The organism is Streptococcus infantis (genome assembly GCF_021497965.1).
Lineage (GTDB): Bacteria > Bacillota > Bacilli > Lactobacillales > Streptococcaceae > Streptococcus > Streptococcus infantis_B.
Map to the genome: position 1 here is coordinate 771376 of NZ_CP046525.1, position 18524 is coordinate 789899.

17 protein-coding genes are annotated in these 18524 nt (G+C 37.3%); 15 read left to right on the forward strand and 2 right to left on the reverse strand.

Annotated features, from left to right (window positions below):
* The first annotated feature begins 7 nt into the window (after positions 1-7).
* The 5 genes from GOM46_RS03825 to GOM46_RS03845 all read left to right on the forward strand — a co-directional run bounded on the left by GOM46_RS03825 (position 8) and on the right by GOM46_RS03845 (position 4813).
* The gene (locus GOM46_RS03825) at positions 8-811 is read left to right on the forward strand and encodes an alpha/beta fold hydrolase (RefSeq protein WP_006149744.1); all 804 of its coding nucleotides are present in this window, start codon (positions 8-10) and stop codon (positions 809-811) included.
* A 3-nt stretch (positions 812-814) separates the two neighbouring features.
* On the forward strand, positions 815-1693 hold the full coding sequence (gene truB, locus GOM46_RS03830) for a tRNA pseudouridine(55) synthase TruB (RefSeq protein WP_235084100.1): 879 nt from the start codon (positions 815-817) through the stop codon (positions 1691-1693).
* 194 nt (positions 1694-1887) lie between these two features.
* Positions 1888-2379: a DUF536 domain-containing protein gene (locus tag GOM46_RS03835; protein ID WP_004252719.1), complete on the forward strand. Its 492-nt coding sequence runs from the start codon at positions 1888-1890 to the stop codon at positions 2377-2379.
* A gap of 69 nt (positions 2380-2448) precedes the next feature.
* Positions 2449-3039 (forward strand): 3'-5' exonuclease, encoded by a 591-nt coding sequence (locus GOM46_RS03840; RefSeq protein WP_235084101.1) that lies wholly within the window; start codon positions 2449-2451, stop codon positions 3037-3039.
* A gap of 10 nt (positions 3040-3049) precedes the next feature.
* On the forward strand, positions 3050-4813 hold the full coding sequence (locus GOM46_RS03845) for a glycerophosphoryl diester phosphodiesterase membrane domain-containing protein (RefSeq protein WP_235084102.1): 1764 nt from the start codon (positions 3050-3052) through the stop codon (positions 4811-4813).
* A 40-nt stretch (positions 4814-4853) separates the two neighbouring features.
* Here GOM46_RS03845 and GOM46_RS03850 read toward each other — a convergent pair whose 3' ends face one another.
* Positions 4854-5153 (reverse strand): YbaB/EbfC family nucleoid-associated protein, encoded by a 300-nt coding sequence (locus tag GOM46_RS03850; RefSeq protein WP_235084103.1) that lies wholly within the window; start codon positions 5151-5153, stop codon positions 4854-4856.
* A gap of 317 nt (positions 5154-5470) precedes the next feature.
* Here GOM46_RS03850 and GOM46_RS03855 point away from each other — a divergent pair, with 317 nt between their 5' ends.
* From GOM46_RS03855 to GOM46_RS03900, 10 genes are all read left to right on the forward strand, one after another.
* Positions 5471-6178, forward strand: a complete 708-nt coding sequence (locus GOM46_RS03855; protein ID WP_006149770.1) for a 2-C-methyl-D-erythritol 4-phosphate cytidylyltransferase — start codon at positions 5471-5473, stop codon at positions 6176-6178.
* Between the two features lie 4 nt (positions 6179-6182).
* Complete coding sequence (locus GOM46_RS03860; protein ID WP_006149758.1) at positions 6183-7205, forward strand: ribitol-5-phosphate dehydrogenase; 1023 nt, start codon at positions 6183-6185, stop codon at positions 7203-7205.
* A 12-nt stretch (positions 7206-7217) separates the two neighbouring features.
* Positions 7218-8087, forward strand: coding sequence for a phosphotransferase family protein (locus GOM46_RS03865; protein WP_235084104.1), 870 nt, complete (start codon positions 7218-7220; stop codon positions 8085-8087).
* Positions 8077-8955: a DMT family transporter gene (locus tag GOM46_RS03870; RefSeq protein ID WP_070889522.1), complete on the forward strand. Its 879-nt coding sequence runs from the start codon at positions 8077-8079 to the stop codon at positions 8953-8955. Before GOM46_RS03865 ends, GOM46_RS03870 begins: the two co-directional genes overlap by 11 nt.
* A 12-nt stretch (positions 8956-8967) precedes the next feature.
* Positions 8968-9657 (forward strand): sugar phosphate nucleotidyltransferase, encoded by a 690-nt coding sequence (locus GOM46_RS03875; RefSeq protein WP_235084105.1) that lies wholly within the window; start codon positions 8968-8970, stop codon positions 9655-9657.
* Between the two features lie 248 nt (positions 9658-9905).
* Positions 9906-10706: a dihydroorotate dehydrogenase electron transfer subunit gene (locus GOM46_RS03880; RefSeq protein WP_006149755.1), complete on the forward strand. Its 801-nt coding sequence runs from the start codon at positions 9906-9908 to the stop codon at positions 10704-10706.
* Positions 10707-10716: 10 nt separating this feature from the next.
* On the forward strand, positions 10717-11652 hold the full coding sequence (locus GOM46_RS03885) for a dihydroorotate dehydrogenase (protein ID WP_006149749.1): 936 nt from the start codon (positions 10717-10719) through the stop codon (positions 11650-11652).
* Between the two features lie 55 nt (positions 11653-11707).
* Entirely contained in the window at positions 11708-12619 is a 912-nt protein-coding gene (locus GOM46_RS03890) for a bifunctional riboflavin kinase/FAD synthetase (RefSeq protein ID WP_006149764.1), read from the forward strand.
* Between the two features lie 191 nt (positions 12620-12810).
* A complete protein-coding gene (locus GOM46_RS03895) occupies positions 12811-13737 on the forward strand; it encodes a metal ABC transporter solute-binding protein, Zn/Mn family (RefSeq protein WP_006149753.1) in 927 nt (308 codons plus the stop codon).
* 7 nt (positions 13738-13744) lie between these two features.
* Positions 13745-17269, forward strand: coding sequence for a pneumococcal-type histidine triad protein (locus tag GOM46_RS03900; RefSeq protein ID WP_235084106.1), 3525 nt, complete (start codon positions 13745-13747; stop codon positions 17267-17269).
* 27 nt (positions 17270-17296) lie between these two features.
* Here the strand turns inward: GOM46_RS03900 and pepT are convergent, their stop codons facing one another.
* A complete protein-coding gene (pepT, locus tag GOM46_RS03905; RefSeq protein ID WP_006149736.1) occupies positions 17297-18520 on the reverse strand; it encodes a peptidase T in 1224 nt (407 codons plus the stop codon).
* Positions 18521-18524: the final 4 nt, after the last annotated feature.

Here is an 18524-nt window from a genome sequence, read left to right on the forward strand (position 1 = left end):
TGAAGTAATGTCTTCAACAAAAGGGAAAACCTTATATTTTAATGAAAAGAGCATGGACTATGTAACATTTGGAAAAGGAAATCAACATCTCGTGATTATACCAGGATTGGGCGATGGACTACAAACGGTTAAAGGTATGGCTATACCTCTTTCAATTACATACCGTATACTTGCCGAACGTTACAAAATTTATGTTTTTTCTCGAATCAATGAGTTGAGGCAGGGTTATACGACACGGGATATGGCAGTAGATATAGCAGAAGCAATGGAGGTATTAAATATTACCAGTGCCTATGTTATGGGGATTTCGCAAGGTGGAATGATTGCCCAATGGTTGGTGGCGGATTTCCCTGAAAAGGTTCAAAAGCTCATTTTATCTGTAACCACTGCAAAACTAAGTAATCTAGGCAGGGAGAGAATTAGTTGCTGGCTGAACCTGAGTCAAACAGGAACTTATAAGGATCTGATGATTGATATTGCTCATCACTCTTACACGACTAAATCCTTTGGAAAATTTAAATACCTTTATCGAATAATGGGAACCTTTGGTCATATTAAAGATAAACAACGTATCGATATTCAGGCTGTATCTTGTTTGAAGCATGATAGTCTAGATTTTTTGGAAAAAATCAACTGTCCTACGTTAATCATTGGAGCAGAAAAAGATGATGTTCTTGGCGTAGATGGTTCACTTGGATTGCATCAGCATATCAAAGGTAGCCAACTGATTATTTTACCAGGGTGTGGGCATGCACTCTATGAACAGAATAAGGATTTCCAAAAGAGAGTTTTAGTATTTTTAGAAAGTTAATAAATGAACGGTATTATCAACTTAAAGAAAGAAGCGGGGATGACCTCGCATGATGCGGTTTTTAAACTGCGTAAGATTTTAGGGACTAAGAAGATTGGGCATGGTGGTACCTTGGATCCGGATGTAGTGGGCGTTTTACCCATTGCTGTGGGAAAGGCGACTCGCATGGTAGAGTTTATGCAGGATGAGGGCAAGGTCTATGAGGGGGAAATTACTCTTGGCTATTCAACGACGACCGAGGATGCTAGTGGGGAAGTAGTTGCAGAGACTCTTGTTTTAAATCCACTGGATGAAAAACTTGTAGATGAAGCCATTGCGAGTTTGACTGGTCCTATCACTCAAGTCCCTCCGATGTACTCTGCTATCAAGGTTAATGGACGCAAGCTATATGAGTATGCGCGTGCTGGTCAGGAAGTGGAACGTCCTGAACGTCAGGTGACGATTTATAGTTTTGAAAGAACGAGTCCGATTTCTTATGATGGGCATCTTGCACGATTTACTTTTCGTGTAAAATGCAGTAAGGGAACTTACATCCGTACTTTGTCAGTCGACTTGGGAGAGAAACTTGGTTATGCAGCTCATATGTCTCACTTAACACGGACCAGTGCTGCAGGTTTGCAACTGGAGGATGCCTTAACTTTAGAAGAAATTACTGCAAAAGTAGAGTCTGGTGAATTGGACTTTCTCCATCCAATTGAGATTGGAACCGGTGACCTTGTCAAAGTTTTTCTTACACCTGAACAGGCAGAAGAAGTCCGTTTTGGACGTTTTATTGAGTTAGAACAACCAGAAAAACAATTGGCTGCGTTTGAAGGCGAGAAGCTTTTAGCTATTTTAGAAAAGCGTGAAAATCTCTATAAACCTAGAAAGGTTTTCTCTTAAGTATTTGACAAACCAATGATTTTTATCTATTAGTCCAAAGATGAGATCTTCTCATCTTTTTAAAATATTTGCAGATTAATAGTTTTAAAATTTTATGTCCTAAAAAACCATTGAAAATACAGTGTTATTTGACAGTTTGGCTTACTTATGATAAGATTTAATTTAAGAAAAGTTAGAGAAAAATAGAGGATATTATGAGTATTGAAATGACTGTCAGTGAGATTGCTGAAGTCTTGGGGCTATCCCGACAAGCAATCAATAATCGTGTCAAAGAATTACCTGAAGAAGATATTACAAAAAACGACAAAGGTGTCACTGTTGTTACCCGTAGTGGATTGATCAAACTTGAAGAAATCTACAAAAAGACTATCTTTGAAGACGAACCAGTTAGTGATGAAGTTAAGCAACGTGAACTCATGGAGATTCTTGTTGATGAAAAGAACGCTGAAATCATCCGTCTTTATGAGCAATTAAAAGCTAAAGATAAACAACTGGCTGAAAAAGATGAACAGATGCGAGTTAAAGACCGCCAAATCGCTGAAAAAGATAAGCAACTGGACCAACAACAACAGTTAACTCTTCAAGCAATGAAGGATCAAGAAACACTTCAGTTGGAGTTGGATCAAGCTAAGCAAGAAGTACAAGCATCGAAGAAAGGCTTCTTTGCTCGCTTATTTGGAAAATAAGAAAAAACTGCTTGGTTTCTATAAATAGACCAGGTGGTTTCTTTTTACAAACTAATTAGGTACGATAAGATGGAAACAGTAAGAGATTATATCTCATTTGATTTAGAATTTAACAAACACCAGGATAGGACTCATTTGATTCAAGTATCAGCAGTACATTTTAAAGACGGTGAAGAAGTAGGAGCGTTTGACTCTTATGTCTACACTGATGTTCCTCTGAAGAGTTTTATCAATGGATTGACTGGTATTACTTCGGAGACTCTCAAAGATGCTCCAAAGGTAGAAGAAGTTCTCCAAAAGTTTCAAGATTTTGTTGGAGCCTTGCCACTTGTTGGTTATAATGCAGCAAAGAGTGACTTACCGATTTTACTAGAATATGGATTGGATTATCGTGATCAATATAAAGTCGATCTTTATGACGAGTCTTTTGAACGTCGTAGTTCTGATCTACATGGAATTGCTAATCTAAAATTACAAACTGTAGCAAGTTTTCTAGGTTTTAAAGGGAAATCTCATAATAGTTTAGAGGATGCTCGTATGACTGCTCGAGTATATGAAGCTTTTCTGGAGTCGGATGAGAGTCGACTTTTACTCAATACTCAGAGCAACCTCAATTCTAATCCTTTTGGTGGTTTAGATTTATCACAACTTTTTGATTAGGAGGTTTTTTATGAAACCTGAAAAACCGAAAAAATTGGGTTTTAAAAAGATTTACCTAAATCTAGATAAAATCCTCTTTCTATTCTTTCTAATCTTTATGCTGGTTGACTATATTTGGTTGCCATTAAACTCAGTCATAGCTGGATTTTTACTAAGTCAGACTGGATATTTGTTTATTTCTTATAACAATATTTTTTCAATCATAAAAAACGCTCCTATAGTCAGTCTTGGTTTTGTGGTTTTGATAGCCATTAATCTGCTGGTAGCCTATTTTCAACTCAGTATTCTCTTTATTGGAGCACGTCATCTCCTTTATCATGAAAAAAGAACTCTCATAGAATATAGTCGAAAAGTATTCCGTGAAAGCCTTGCTTTTATGAAGAAGTTGACTATTTCTAAAGCATTATTTATCTTTCTTTTTGTGGCAATGCTATTTCCTTTTATCAGAAAGATATTTAAGATTTATTATTTCAATAAAATAGTGATTCCGGAGTTTATCCAAACTTACATGGAAGATAAATATTGGATGTGGTGGGTAGCTATTATTAGCTTATCACTTTTATTCTTCTATGTTTCGGTTCGGTTGATGTTCGCATTACCAAAAGTCTTTTACGAAAAGATGTCAGTTAAGGACTCCGTTCTTTATAGTCTTGAAAAAACCAAGAATAATTTTTGGTTTTATGCCTGGCATTTATTCTTAATTATTGTAAAGACAAACCTATTCTTTTACCTACCTCTCATCCCTATATTATCAATTCAGTTTATAGTGGATAGCATAACACAGAAAGAATCCCTAGTTCTTGCTATTATTAACTTTGCTCTCATCAAGAATTTTCACTATATGGCATTAACCTATTTCCTTATTAAATTCTCTTCTTTTCTAACAGGAGAAGAACTTGACATTATGCCAAGACGGGAGAAGGACCATATCATGAGATGGGGTGTGATGGTCTGTGCAAGTACTTTCTTTGCAATTGAAGGATATAATTATCTAGAAGCTCCTGTAGTCAATCCGCCACTTGTAATTTCACATCGTGGCGTATCAAATGGCAATGGTGTACAAAATACAATCCAATCCTTGGAAAAAACTGCTCAATTAAAACCGGATTTAATAGAAATGGATATCCAGGAAACCAAGGATGGTCAATTTGTCATGATGCACGATGCAAATCTTAGAGGATTAGCAGGTTTGAATAAGACGCCACAGGATTTGACTCTGGAAGAGTTACAACAGATCGACATACACGAGAATGGTTATACGACGAAGATTTCGAGTTTTGATGATTATCTGAATCGCGCAAATGAATTGCATCAGAAACTTCTTATTGAAATTAAGACTAGCCACAAAGATAGTCCGCAAATGATGGATCATTTTCTCGAAAAGTATGCTGCAAAAATTAAGGTTTATGGTCATCAAATGCAATCCTTGGATTACCATGTTGTTGAGAAAGTAACTCAGTATGACAAGGATATTCCAATCTACTTTATTCTTCCTTACAATTCTGTTTTTCCGAGAACGAATGCAACGGGTTATACTATGGAGTACTCTACATTGGATGAATACTTTGTAACCAAACTTTGGAATACAGAGCAGAAACTCTATGTATGGACAATCAATAGTTCTGAGTCATTTGATAAGTCTTTCCGCTTAGGTGTCAACGGCATGATAACGGATAACTTGAAAATGATTAAAGATGAACTAGAAACAGCTCAGGAAGATCCTGAGTATACAGACTTGCTTTTAAAAAAGGCAACTGAATTCTTTGCATTCTAATCAAAAAAGAGGCTGTTAACCAGCCTCTTTTTGTACGATATTAAAAAGGTAATTTACCTGCGAATGCACCAAGTTTCTTCTTAGTAGTTTCGTCAATTTGCTCGAGAGCAGCATTGAGTGCTTGGACAGTCATATCAGATAGTGTCTCAATATCTTCTGGATCTACGACTGCTGGATCAAAATCAATTTTAACGACTTTTTTATCACCAGTTACTGTTGCAGTTACCAGATTTTGAGCAGAAGTTCCAACAAATTCAGTAGCAGCAAGCTCAGCTTGACTTTGTTCCATTTGTTTTTGAAGTTTTTGAGCTTGGCGCATCATGTTTTGCATATTCATCATGGCGGTAGTTAGCTTCCTTTTCTTTTATTTTCCATTTTATTTTAACAATTTTAATTGGAAAAGTCTAATTAAAATTTCAGGATTGCTATATATATATCAACCAACGGTTTAAGGTTTCTTTAAGCTTTCTATATTATTCTGAAGAACTCTATATTAATCGAGAGTTAGAAATGTCAGATTAGAACTCAATTTTGCCAAAAACGTGCTTTTGATACTAGTTTCTAGCTAGAGGGACCTAGTATTTATTTTAAGATAGTGCTAGATTATGATATAATAGGAAAGAATGAGTTTTTAGAACAAACTAAAGGAGAATCAATATGATTTACGCTGGAATTTTAGCAGGTGGAACCGGCACGCGCATGGGTATCAGTAATTTACCTAAACAATTTCTTGAGTTGGGAGACCGCCCAATTCTAATTCATACAATTGAAAAATTCGTCTTAGAACCAAGTATTGAAAAAATCGTTGTTGGGGTTCATGGCGACTGGGTGACACATGCAGAAGATTTAGTTGAAAAATTCCTTCCACTCCACAAGGAACGTATCATCATTACAAAAGGTGGTGCTGATCGTAATTCTAGTATTGAAAAGATTATTGAAGCCATCGATGCTTACCGTCCACTAACAGAAGATGATATCGTAGTAACACATGATTCGGTTCGTCCTTTTATCACACTTCGTATGATTCAAGACAATATCGCTCTTGCTCAAAAACATGATGCGGTTGACACTGTGGTTGAAGCGGTGGATACAATTGTTGAAAGCACAAATGGTCAGTTTATTACAGATATTCCAAATCGTGCTCATCTTTACCAAGGACAGACTCCACAAACATTCCGTTGTAAAGACTTTATTGATTTGTATGGTTCATTATCAGCAGAAGAAAAAGAAATTTTAACAGATGCATGTAAAATCTTTGTCATTAAGGGTAAAGATGTGGCCTTGGCTAAAGGTGAATACTCAAACCTTAAAATTACAACAGTTACAGACTTGAAGATTGCTAAAAGCATGATTGAGAAAGACTAGAGACATGATTAATCAAATTTATCAACTGACAAAACCAAAATTTATCAATATTAAATATCAGGAAGAAGAGATTGACCAAGAGAATCATATCCTCATTCGACCAAATTATATGGCGGTTTGTCATGCGGATCAACGCTATTACCAAGGAAAGCGTGATCCCAAAATATTATCTAAAAAGCTTCCAATGGCTATGATTCATGAGTCTTGTGGAACTGTTATTTCTGATCCAACAGGTACCTATAAGGTTGGTCAGAAGGTTGTTATGATTCCAAATCAACCACCTATGCAAAGTGACGAGGAGTTCTATGAAAACTACATGACAGGTACCTACTTCTTGTCAAGTGGTTATGATGGATTCATGCGTGAGTTTGTTTCTCTTCCAAAAGATCGTGTAGTAGCTTATGATGACATCGAAGATACGGTAGCTGCTATCACTGAATTTGTCAGTGTTGGTATGCATGCCATGAATCGTTTTTTGACAGTTTCTCATAGCAGAAGACAGAGAATAGCTGTCATTGGTGATGGTAGTCTAGCCTTTGTCATGGCAAATATTATCAACTATACCTTGCCTGAAGCTGAAATTATCGTAATTGGTCGTCACTGGGAAAAGTTGGAACTCTTCTCTTTTGCTAAAGAGCTTTACATCACTGATAGTATCCCAGAGGATCTTAGTTTTGACCATGGTTTTGAATGCTGTGGTGGTGATGGATGTGGACCTGCTATAAATGACTTGATTCGTTACATCAAACCACAGGGAACGATCCTTATGATGGGGGTTAGTGAGTATAAAGTAAATATTAATACTCGTGATGCGCTTGAAAAAGGGTTGTTGCTAGTAGGTTCTTCTCGTTCTGGGCGAATTGACTTTGAAAAAGCCGTTCAAATGATGGAAGTTAAGAAATTTGCAAATCGTTTGAAGAATATCATTTATCTAGAGGAACCTGTAAGAGAAATTAAAGATATTCACCGAGTATTTGCAACTGACTTAAATACTGCTTTTAAAACAGTCTTTAAGTGGGAAGTCTAATGGAGGAAGATTGTGGAAAAAATCATTAAGGAAAAACTTACCTCTTTACTATCAACTGATGAGGATATTCTAAGTGTTGAACAATTAGGTGGGATGACCAATCAAAACTACTTGGTCAAAACATCTTCGAATCAATATATTGTTAAGTTTTTCGGAAAAGGTACAGATAAATTAATCGACCGCCAAAATGAAAAGTTCAATCTTGAATTGTTGAAAGATTTGAAATTAGATGTAGAAAATTATCTTTTCGATATTGATGCAGGTATCAAGGTCAATCAATATATTGAAAATGCAGAGACACTTGATTCAATTACCATTAAAACTAAATTCGAGAAGATAGCTCCAATTTTACAAACGATCCATGCTTCGGGTAAAGAATTAAAAGGAGAGTTTGCTCCTTTTGAGGAAATTAAAAAATATGAATCATTGATTCAAGGGGAGATTTCCTATCCGAACTATGAAGTTGTCAGAAAATCTGTATTTTCTCTGAAAGACCAACTTGAAGAAATTGGAATGGATAAGAAATCGTGTCATATTGATTTGGTTCCTGAAAATTTTATTGAAGGACCAGATGGCCATCTTTATCTCATTGATTGGGAATATTCATCTATGAATGATCCTATGTGGGATTTGGCAGCTCTTTTCCTAGAGTCTGAATTTACAAGTGCAGAAGAAGAAGACTTTTTAAGTCATTACGAGAGTGACAAGACTCCAGTTTCAAGGGATAAAATTCGTATTTACAAAATCTTGCAAGATATCATATGGAGTCTTTGGACTATTTACAAAGAAGAAAATGGTGCAGATTTCGGAGATTACGGAATCTCTCGTTACAATAGAGCAGTAAAAGAATTAGAGTCTGAAGGAGATTTAAATGAAAACTAAAAATGGAGTTTCTTTTGGGCTACTATCAGGTGTGTTCTGGGGATTAGGATTAACTATTAGTGCTTATATCTTTTCAATATTCACGGATTTATCGCCCTTTGTAGTAGCAGCAGCGCACGATTTTCTGAGTATTTTTATCTTGTTAGGATATCTTCTATTTAAAGAAGGTAAAGTACGTTTTTCAATCTTTTTGAACATTCGAAATGTCAGTGTTATTGTCGGAGCACTTTTAGCGGGTCCTATTGGTATGCAGGCCAATCTCTACGCGGTCAAATATATAGGTAGTTCCTTAGCTTCGTCTGTTTCAGCTATTTATCCTGCAGTATCTGTCATTCTTGCTTTCTTTTTCTTAAAGCATAAGGTTTCTAAGAATACAGTATTTGGAATCTTATTAATCATTGCAGGGATTATTGCTCAGACTTACAAGGTTGAACAAGTCAATTCCTTCTATATCGGAATTCTTTGCGCCTTGATTTGTGCTTTTGCTTGGGGAAGTGAAAGTGTTCTGAGCTCCTTTGCTATGGAAAGTGACCTCAGCGAAATTGAAGCTCTCTTGATTCGTCAAGTTACATCCTTCTTGTCTTATCTTGTTATTGTGCTTTTCACGCATCACTCATTTGCAGAAGTGGCAAATGGCCAATTGTTTGGTCTATTAATTGTCTTTGCAGCATTTAATATGATTTCTTATCTTGCCTACTATATGGCTATCAATCGATTGCAACCAGCAAAAGCAACTGGTTTAAATGTCAGTTATGTAGTTTGGACTGTCCTGTTTGCAGCGATGTTCTTGGGGACACCTCTGACTGTCTTGACCATTATAACTTCATTTGTTGTAATGGCTGGTGTTTATATTATCATTAAAGAATAAAGGAGAAAACGCGTGAAAGCGATCATCTTAGCAGCGGGATTGGGAACTCGTTTACGTCCTATGACAGAAAATACTCCCAAAGCCTTGGTACAAGTCAATCAAAAACCTTTGGTTGAATATCAAATTGAATATTTAAAAGAACGAGGAATTGATGACATTATCATCGTCGTAGGTTATTTGAAAGAACAGTTCGACTATCTCAAAGAGAAATACGGTGTGCGTTTAGTTTTCAACGATAAGTATGCGGATTACAATAACTTTTACTCTCTTTACTTGGTAAAAGAAGAGTTGGCTAACAGCTACGTTATTGATGCTGATAATTATCTTTTCAAGAATATGTTCCGCAATGATATCGAGCGTTCAACATATTTTAGTGTTTATCGTGAAGATTGTGATAATGAGTGGTTCCTAGTTTACGGAGATGATTACAAAGTTCAAGATATCATTGTCGATAGCAAAAATGGACGCATCTTGAGTGGTGTGTCATTCTGGGATGCTCCAACAGCTGAGAAAATTGTTGGGTTCATCGATGAAGCCTATGCAAGTGGCGATTTTGTTGACCTTTACTGGGACAATATGGTTAAAGATAATATCAAAGAACTAGATGTATATGTAGAAGAGTTAGAAGAAAATTCTATCTACGAAATTGACAGTGTCAAAGATTATCAAAAATTAGAGAAGATTCTATCTTCACAAAAATAACCAACTTTTATGAACTGATACCTTACCTATTTTTACTTGACTTTTCATGTTTGATACAGTATACTAGTGAAAATTTAACCTTTAAGGGAAGTCCAGAGAGACTCACAAGGTGTCAGAGAAAAGAAGCTACAATGGGAACAAGTAAGCAAGTGCTTATTTGCTACTTTTGTGTAAATATCTTAACTGAAACCTTGCTATTGCAAGGTTTTTCTTTATCTGATCCCCTTAAAATTTAAGGAGGAAAAGTTATGAATCCAAATTGTAGAAAACGCATGGGTGCTATTCGCTTGGAAAATATGAAAGTGATTGTTCAAGAGGAAATCGCACCAGCAATCTTTGAGCTGGTACTTGAAGGAGACATGGTTGAAGCTATGAAAGCTGGACAATTTCTTCATTTACGTGTACCTGATGATGCCCACCTCTTGCGTCGCCCAATTTCAATCTCATCTATTGATAAGGTTAATAAAAAATGCCATCTTATATATCGAATCGAAGGTTCTGGTACAGCAATCTTTTCAACCTTAAAAAAGGGTGACAGTATAGACGTTATGGGACCCCAAGGAAATGGTTTTGACTTATCAGATTTAGACAAGCAGAATCATGTTCTCCTAGTCGGTGGTGGAATCGGAGTACCACCCTTAATCGAAGTAGCTAAACAACTGTATGAGAGTGGTGTAGAAATTACAACTGTTCTAGGATTTGCTACTAAAGATGCTGTCATTTTGGAAGATGAATTAGCCAAATATAGTAAAGTATTTGTGACGACCGATGATGGCTCTTATGGGATCAAGGGGAATGTCTCAGTTGTGATTAAGGAATTGGACAGTGAATTTGATGCTGTATACTCTTGTGGAGCACCTGGTATGATGAAATACATCAATCAAACCTTTTACGACCATCCAAGAGCCTATCTATCTTTAGAATCACGTATGGCCTGTGGTATGGGGGCTTGCTATGCTTGTGTCCTAAAAGTACCAGATAGTGAAACAGTTAGTCAACGTGTCTGTGAAGATGGACCTGTATTTAAAACCGGAACAGTAGTTTTATAAGGAGAGTGTCATGACTACAAATCGATTACAAGTTTCTCTACCTGGCTTAGAGTTAAAGAATCCTATCATTCCCGCATCAGGCTGTTTTGGTTTTGGTCAAGAGTATGCTAAATACTATGATTTAGATCTCTTAGGGTCTATCATGATTAAAGCAACTACACTTGAGCCACGTTTTGGGAATCCTACTCCAAGAGTGGCAGAAACTCCTGCTGGTATGCTTAATGCTATTGGTCTACAAAATCCTGGTTTAGAGGTCGTTCTGTCTGAAAAGTTACCTTGGCTTGAAAGAGAATATCCAAATCTCCCTATCATCGCCAATGTTGCTGGATTTTCAAAACAGGAGTATGCAACCGTTTCTCATGGAATTTCAAAGGCAAATAATGTAAAAGCTATCGAGCTCAATATTTCATGTCCTAACGTTGACCATGGAAATCACGGTCTTTTAATCGGGCAAGACCCAGATTTGACTTTTGATGTGGTTAAAGCAGCTGTAGAAGCGTCAGATGTTCCAGTCTACGTTAAACTAACTCCAAGTGTGACTGATATTGTAACCATAGCGAAGGCAGCAGAAGATGCCGGTGCTAGCGGACTTACCATGATCAATACTCTTGTTGGTATGCGTTTTGATCTCAAGACAAGAAAACCAATCCTCGCAAATGGAACAGGTGGGATGTCAGGTCCAGCAGTCTTTCCAGTTGCACTTAAATTAATTCGCCAGGTAGCACAAACAACGAGTCTGCCAATTATCGGTATGGGGGGAGTTGATTCAGCTCAAGTTGCCTTAGAAATGTATCTAGCAGGTGCTTCAGCAATCGGTGTCGGAACAGCAAACTTTACAAATCCCTATGCTTGTCCAGATATTATCGAAAATCTGCCAAAAGTTATGGAGAAATATAACATCGAAAGTCTGGAACAACTTAGGAAAGAAGTAAAAAATAGCTTATAGTCTTTTTAGATTCGTAATGTTTTGAATGCCTTCTTCTTTTTGGTATAATATAACTATGATTGTAACAATACCTATTAAAACTGAAAAAGACATTGCAACCCCAGGACCGACTGTCCTAGTATTAGGATATTTTGATGGTATCCACCTAGGGCATCAAAAACTATTTAGTATAGCTGGTGAAATAGCTGCAAAGAAAAGATTAAGCGTTTCCTTAATTACTTTTCATGAATCACCAAAATTAACCTTAAAAGCCTATTCGCCAGAAAATTTGCTTCATATCCTAAATGCGGACGATCGTGAACGCAAATTTAAACGAGCAGGAGTTGAAAATCTTTATCTGATGGATTTCTCAAGCCGTATTGCTAATATGACAGCGCAAGAGTTCGTAGATAGCTTTGTCAAGGAAGTTAAAGCTGATACCATTGTAGTTGGATTTGACTATAGTTTAGGTTCAGATCGAAAATCTGCAGAGGATTTAAAAGAAATCTTCGACGGAGAAGTAGTTGTAGTACCACCTGTAGAAGATGAAAAAGGAAAGATTAGCTCTACTCGTATTCGTCAAGCCATCCTAGAAGGGGATGTGAAAGAAGCTGGGCAATTACTAGGAAGCCCTCTTCCGACAAGAGGAATTGTGGTACATGGTAATGCCCGTGGACGTACAATTGGATATCCTACTGCTAATCTTGTCCTCTTAGACCGTACTTATATGCCAGCAGATGGTGTCTATACTGTTGATATCGAAATCAAGAGAAAACTCTATCGAGGGATGGCAAGTGTCGGTAAGAATGTTACCTTTGATGGAGAAGAAGAGCGCTTTGAAGTCAATATCTTTGATTTTGATGAGGATATTTATGGAGAGACTGTGACCATCTATTGGTTAGATCGTATCCGAGATATGGTAAAATTTGACAGTGTTCAACAACTGGTCAAACAACTTGAAGAAGATGAAAAAGCTGCAAGAAAATAAAAGAATCAAAAAGTTCGAATGATTGTTCGAGCTTTTTGTTTAGCAAAAGTATTCGATTAAGAGTCTTAGAGATATTTTTACAATCGGTAAAATTTTGGGAAAAAGCAAAGTTTTAGCTTGACATCTTAAATTTTAAGGAGTAGAATGTTTACTAGTTAATTAAATGGTTAAACACTAGTTAAGGAGTTGTGATGAAACAAAGAAGTGTCCTTTGGTTTATGATTGGTCTTTTTGTTCTGATTTTAGGAGCTTGCGGACAAAAGGGCAATCAAGAAAGCAAGAATGCTAAGGGAATGAAAATAGTGACCAGTTTTTATCCAGTCTACGCCATGGTTAAAGAGGTTTCTGGTGATTTAAATGATGTTCGGATGATTCAGTCTAGCTCCGGTATTCATTCCTATGAACCATCCGCAAATGATATTGCAGCTATTTATGATGCTGATGTCTTTATTTATCATTCACATACCTTGGAGTCATGGGCAGGAAGTTTAGATCCGAACTTGCAAAAATCTAAGGTAAAAGTCATAGAAGCGTCTGAAGGTATGACCTTGGAGCGTGTGCCTGGCTTGGAAGATATGGAAGCCGGAAACGGTGTTGATGAGAAAACATTGTATGACCCTCACACCTGGCTTGATCCTGAAAAGGTTGCAGAAGAAGCACAGATTATTGCTGACAAGTTATCCGAACAGGACAGTGCTAACAAGGAAACTTATCAGAAAAATGCGCAAAACTTCAGTGCAAAAGCTCAAGACTTAACCAAGAAATACCAACCAATCTTTGAAAAATCAAGTCAGAAGACATTTGTAACGCAACATACGGCCTTTTCTTATTTGTCCAAACGGTTTGATCTAAATCAACTAGGGATTGCTGGTATTTCACCTGACCAAGAACCAAGTCCAAGACAATTGACTGAAATTCAAGAATTTGTAAAGACTTATAAAGTCAAAACTATTTTTACTGAAAGCAATGTTTCTTCTAAAGTTGCTGACACACTTGTAAAATCAACAGGTGTGAGTCTTAAAACTTTAAATCCTTTAGAGGCTGATCCACAAAATGACAAGTCTTACTTGGAGAATCTTGAAGAAAATATGGCTATCTTAGCACAAGAATTGAAATGAGGAGATTATGAAGATTAATAAAAATTATTTAGCAGGATCTGCAGTGGTCCTTGCCTTAAGTGTGTGTGTTTATGCTTTAAATCAACATCAAGCACCTGAGACAAAAGAAAGCAATCGTGTATCATATGTTGATGGAAAAGAATCTGAAGCTAAGAAAAATGAATCTCTAACACCGGACCAAGTTAGCAAGAAGGAAGGAATAGAAGCTGAGCAGATTGTTACTAAGATTACAGACCAAGGATATGTGACATCACATGGCGACCATTTTCATTTTTACAATGGTAAGGTACCATATGATGCCATCTTTAGCGAAGAGTTAGTCATGAAAGATCCAAACTATCAGTTGAAAGATGAAGATATTGTTAATGAGATTAAGGGTGGCTACATTATCAAGGTGGATGGGAAATACTATGTCTACTTGAAGGATGCTAGTCATGCAGATAATATACGTACCAAAGAGCAAATTGAAAAACAAAAACAAGGGCATACATCTGACCAAAAAAATGATTCTAAGGAAGTTGTGGCAGCTAGAGCTCAAGGACGTTATACAACCGATGATGGTTACGTCTTTAATGCTTCAGATATCATTAAAGATACAGGTGATGGTTATATCGTACCACATGGTGGTCACTATCATTTCATTCCTAAGAGTGACTTGTCGGCAGGTGAATTAGCAGGCGCAAAAGCATATTTATCAGGGAATACTACAGCTCTCAGTCAACCTTTATCAGTGACACCGAATAATGGTGTTTCTGCAGCAGATGATGGTTATGTCTTTAACCCTAATGATATTGTCAGAGATACTGGCGATGCTTATATCGTACGACATGGGGACCACTATCACTATATCCCTAAATCATCTCTTAACAATCATCAAGCACAATCTAACACTCCAAGCTTAGAAAGTCCTTCTAATTCTACACCAAATAATCCGTTACCACATGTTCACCATGAAGAAGAGGAACACGATCATGGTTTTGATGCAAATAGAATTATAAGTGAAGATTCAGAAGGTTTTGTCATGAGTCATGGAGATCACAATCATTACTTCTTTAAGAAAGATTTGACACCTGAGCAAATCAAGGCAGCACAAGATCATTTGAAAGCTAAGTCACCAGTGACACCAAGTCCAAGTCATGAGGACCATGATGAAGATGAGCATGACCACCATCATGGTGAAGACCATGATCATGGCTTTGATGCGGATAGAGTCATCAGCGAAGATGCAGCTGGCTTTATCATGAGTCATGGTGATCACAATCATTACTTCTTTAAAAAAGATTTATCCCCTGATCAAATTAAGGCTGCCCAAGATCACTTGTACGGCAATAAACATTCAGAAACTAGCCCAGATAACCACAGTAGTAAACCAGAAGAACACCATCATGATAACCATGGAAACCATCATGAGGAAGAGCACGATCATGGCTTTGCAGTTGATCGTGTAATAAGTGAAGATGATAAAGGATTTGTCGTTTCTCATGGAGATCACAACCACTATTTCTTTAAAAAAGATTTAACAAAAGATCAGATTAAAGCTGCCCAAGATCACTTGTACGGCAATAAACATTCAGAAACTAGCCCAGATAACCACAGTAGTAAACCAGAAGAACACAATCATGATAACCATGGAAACCATCATGAAGAAGAGCACGACCATGGTTTTGCAGTTGATCGAGTGATTAGTGAGGATGAACAAGGTTTTGTAGTTTCACACGGAGACCATGCCCATTATTTCTACAAGAAAGATTTGTCGAAAGATCAGATAAAGGCTGCGCAGGAACATTTGCATGGTCATCATCAGGTAGAAGCTGTTAAACCTCTTGCCAAGACGGTTGAAAGTTTCTCTCGAGATGCCAGCGATGAAGAAAAAATAGCTTATATTTCTAAAACATATGGCGTTCCTCTTGAGGCTATCAGAATTTCAAATGGATTCTTTGTATTTGGTAATCCAGACCAAGCTTATGATCCAACTCACATTCACCCTTACGCCGTTCGTAAAGAACACGTTCGTATTCCGCTTCAAACAGGTGATGCAGAGCTTGATTTCCTAAACGAACTCTATACAACTGCTTTACGTGATGGTGTTTCTCCTTATAGCTTGCAGGTTGAAAATGGTAGCTTTGTTATCCCTCATGGCGACCACAACCACTATATTAAAGTTCAAACCAAGGGCTATGAAGTTGCTTTGAAACATAAAATCCCTGCTTTGCAATCTAACTACCAACCAGGTGCATTTGATGAAACGACTGTTCAAAATAAGGTTGATCAACTTCTAGCAGAAAGTCGCGAAGTTTACAAGGATAAACCAATTTTACAAAGACAAATTGAGCTTGCCTTAGGTCAATTCTCTGAAAATATGAAGAAGCTCTCAACCAACTCTACAGCTGGGTATCTAGCTGCATTAGATCTCTTTGACAAACAGTATATCCATGTTGATGCTAGCGTAAAACCAACAGAAATCAGTCCTTTAGATAAGAAATATCAAGCTTTAGTAGATAAGATTAATACCTTGGATACGGATGCTTATGGACTTCCTAAGAAGGATTTATTGACTCAGCTTCAAGAAAATAAACTAGCCCAAGATGAAGCAGGTTTAGATGCAGTTGAAGCTAAGTTACAAGCTTTGCAAGATTTTAATGACCGTACTGGTGTTACGACAGTCGAATACATCAAGTATTTCTATCAACATCTATCTGATGGTCGCTTAAATGACACTCTTAGAAATAAAGTTGCTAACTTAACTTGGACACTTTATCAATCACAATCCTTCCTTAAGGCAACTGACTTGAACAAACTATTCCCAGAAATCTACCAAACAAAACTGGAAGTGGAAGAATCGCTCAAAAATGAGCCAGTTGCAAGCAAGCCTTCTGAAACAATCTTAGATACAGAAAAAGTGGACGGTCATAGTGCTAAAACGGCAGTTTATGAGTTCTTGAAAGGTTTGTATGATGATATCAAACCTGAGGAACAAAGCAATCATGTTCAAAAAGCTCAAGTAGAAGGACTCTTAACGAAAGCTGATGAATTAGTTGCTCAAGTCAAAGAAGAAGGCGTAAAAGCTTCACTCGCTGACGAGGTGAAAAACCTGAAAGCTGCTCTAGATAAAGACGACGCAGACCTTGATGAACTAAACACACAAGTTCAAGATCTTATAAAACGTATTTCACAAACCATTCAGACTGAACGTGAGAATGCTAATCAAGACCCAGAGGTTTTAGTTCTCTATCAAAAATTATATAACGGAGTCCTTGCCCTTCATACTTATTTGGAAATGAATAATGGTTCTGATACGGACTTTGAAAAAGTGGACGCCTTGTTCGATAAATTGTCAGCTGCAAGCAAAGACAAACAAGCTCTTCTAGCTCTTGCGCAAGAAATTGTATCATTAAACCAAGAACTTCAATCCAAAGCTAAGCCGGATGAAGCAAGTTCTGAAACAACAAGCAATCAAGCAAGCGACAAACAGACTGAATCAAGCAATCCAACGACTAGTTCTCCAGAAACAAGTGAAAAAGAAGTCAACTAAAAAAGAAGTAGCTTTGCTACTTCTTTTTTAGTCTTTGTAAGATACAATGCCAATGATTGTATCAACTGCACGCTCCATAGTTTGAAGGCTGACATATTCAAAACGTCCGTGCATATTTTCACCACCAGCGAAGATATTTGGAGTTGGAATTCCCATAAAGGAAATCTTAGAACCATCTGTTCCACCACGGATTGGTTCGATAATAGGTGTGATATCAAGGTCTTCCATAACCGCTTTGGCAATGGTTATTGGTGTCATATCCTTTTCAATGACTTCTTTCATGTTGTAATACTGGTCTGTCAAAGTCAAGGTTACACGATTGCTACTAAGTTCTTGGTTCATCTTATCAGCGATAGCTTGCATAGTAGCTTTACGCGCTTCAAAGGTTTCTTTTTCGAAATCACGAATGATATAGCTAGCACGCGCTTCCTCAACACTACCAGATACATCCATGAGATGGTAGAAACCTTGATATCCCTCAGTCAATTCAGGGCGGTCACCAGCTGGGAGTTGGTTGTGGAAGTCAATGGCTAATTGAAGGGCGTTAACCATTTGTCCTTTAGCTGTTCCTGGGTGAATATTACGCCCTTGGAAATGGAGTTCAGCAGCCGCAGCGGAGAAGGTTTCGTATTGAAGTTCACCAAGAGGTCCACCGTCAACTGTATAAGCAAAGTCGACATCGAAATCTTCTGCATCAAATTTGTTGGCACCAACGCCGATTTCTTCATCAGGTCCAAAGCCGACACGAATTTCGCAGTGCTTTATTTCAGGATGAGCGTTCAAGTACTCGATAGCTGTCATGATTTCAGCGATACCAGATTTGTCATCAGCGCCGAGAAGGGTAGTTCCATCAGTAGTAATCAATGTTTGTCCATGATATTTCTCTAAGCTCTTAAAATCTGCTGGATCAAGCTTGAAACCAGATTCTCCAAGATTGATAAGGCCACCGTCGTAGTTTTCGATAACTTGCGGGTTAACTCCTTCAGCATTAAAATCAGCCGTATCCATGTGAGAGATAAAACCAATCTTACGAGTCAAACTAGGATCATTAGCTGGAAGAGTACCGATAGCAAAACCGTTTGGCAAATAATAGACATTTTGCAAACCGACACGTTTCATTTCTGGAATGAGGACATTAGTCGCAAAGTCTACCTGACTCTGAGTGCTTGGTGTAGTAGTAGAATTTTCGTCTGAACGTGTGTTAACCTTAACATAAGTTAAAAAACGCTCTAGTAATGTAGGGTATTTCATCATA

Excerpts from the sequence above, each read along its gene's own strand:
- GOM46_RS03890 (WP_006149764.1), top strand. The coding sequence starts at position 11,708 with ATGATTGTAACAATACCTATTAAAACTGAAAAAGACATTGCAACCCCA.
- GOM46_RS03895 (WP_006149753.1), top strand. The coding sequence starts at position 12,811 with ATGAAACAAAGAAGTGTCCTTTGGTTTATGATTGGTCTTTTTGTTCTG.
- GOM46_RS03880 (WP_006149755.1), top strand. The coding sequence starts at position 9,906 with ATGAATCCAAATTGTAGAAAACGCATGGGTGCTATTCGCTTGGAAAAT.
- GOM46_RS03845 (WP_235084102.1), top strand. The coding sequence starts at position 3,050 with ATGAAACCTGAAAAACCGAAAAAATTGGGTTTTAAAAAGATTTACCTA.
- pepT (WP_006149736.1), bottom strand. The coding sequence starts at position 18,520 with ATGAAATACCCTACATTACTAGAGCGTTTTTTAACTTATGTTAAGGTT.
- GOM46_RS03900 (WP_235084106.1), top strand. The coding sequence starts at position 13,745 with ATGAAGATTAATAAAAATTATTTAGCAGGATCTGCAGTGGTCCTTGCC.
- GOM46_RS03825 (WP_006149744.1), top strand. The coding sequence starts at position 8 with ATGTCTTCAACAAAAGGGAAAACCTTATATTTTAATGAAAAGAGCATG.
- GOM46_RS03870 (WP_070889522.1), top strand. The coding sequence starts at position 8,077 with ATGAAAACTAAAAATGGAGTTTCTTTTGGGCTACTATCAGGTGTGTTC.
- GOM46_RS03850 (WP_235084103.1), bottom strand. The coding sequence starts at position 5,153 with ATGATGAATATGCAAAACATGATGCGCCAAGCTCAAAAACTTCAAAAA.
- GOM46_RS03840 (WP_235084101.1), top strand. The coding sequence starts at position 2,449 with ATGGAAACAGTAAGAGATTATATCTCATTTGATTTAGAATTTAACAAA.
- GOM46_RS03885 (WP_006149749.1), top strand. The coding sequence starts at position 10,717 with ATGACTACAAATCGATTACAAGTTTCTCTACCTGGCTTAGAGTTAAAG.
- GOM46_RS03860 (WP_006149758.1), top strand. The coding sequence starts at position 6,183 with ATGATTAATCAAATTTATCAACTGACAAAACCAAAATTTATCAATATT.
- GOM46_RS03855 (WP_006149770.1), top strand. The coding sequence starts at position 5,471 with ATGATTTACGCTGGAATTTTAGCAGGTGGAACCGGCACGCGCATGGGT.
- GOM46_RS03835 (WP_004252719.1), top strand. The coding sequence starts at position 1,888 with ATGAGTATTGAAATGACTGTCAGTGAGATTGCTGAAGTCTTGGGGCTA.
- truB (WP_235084100.1), top strand. The coding sequence starts at position 815 with ATGAACGGTATTATCAACTTAAAGAAAGAAGCGGGGATGACCTCGCAT.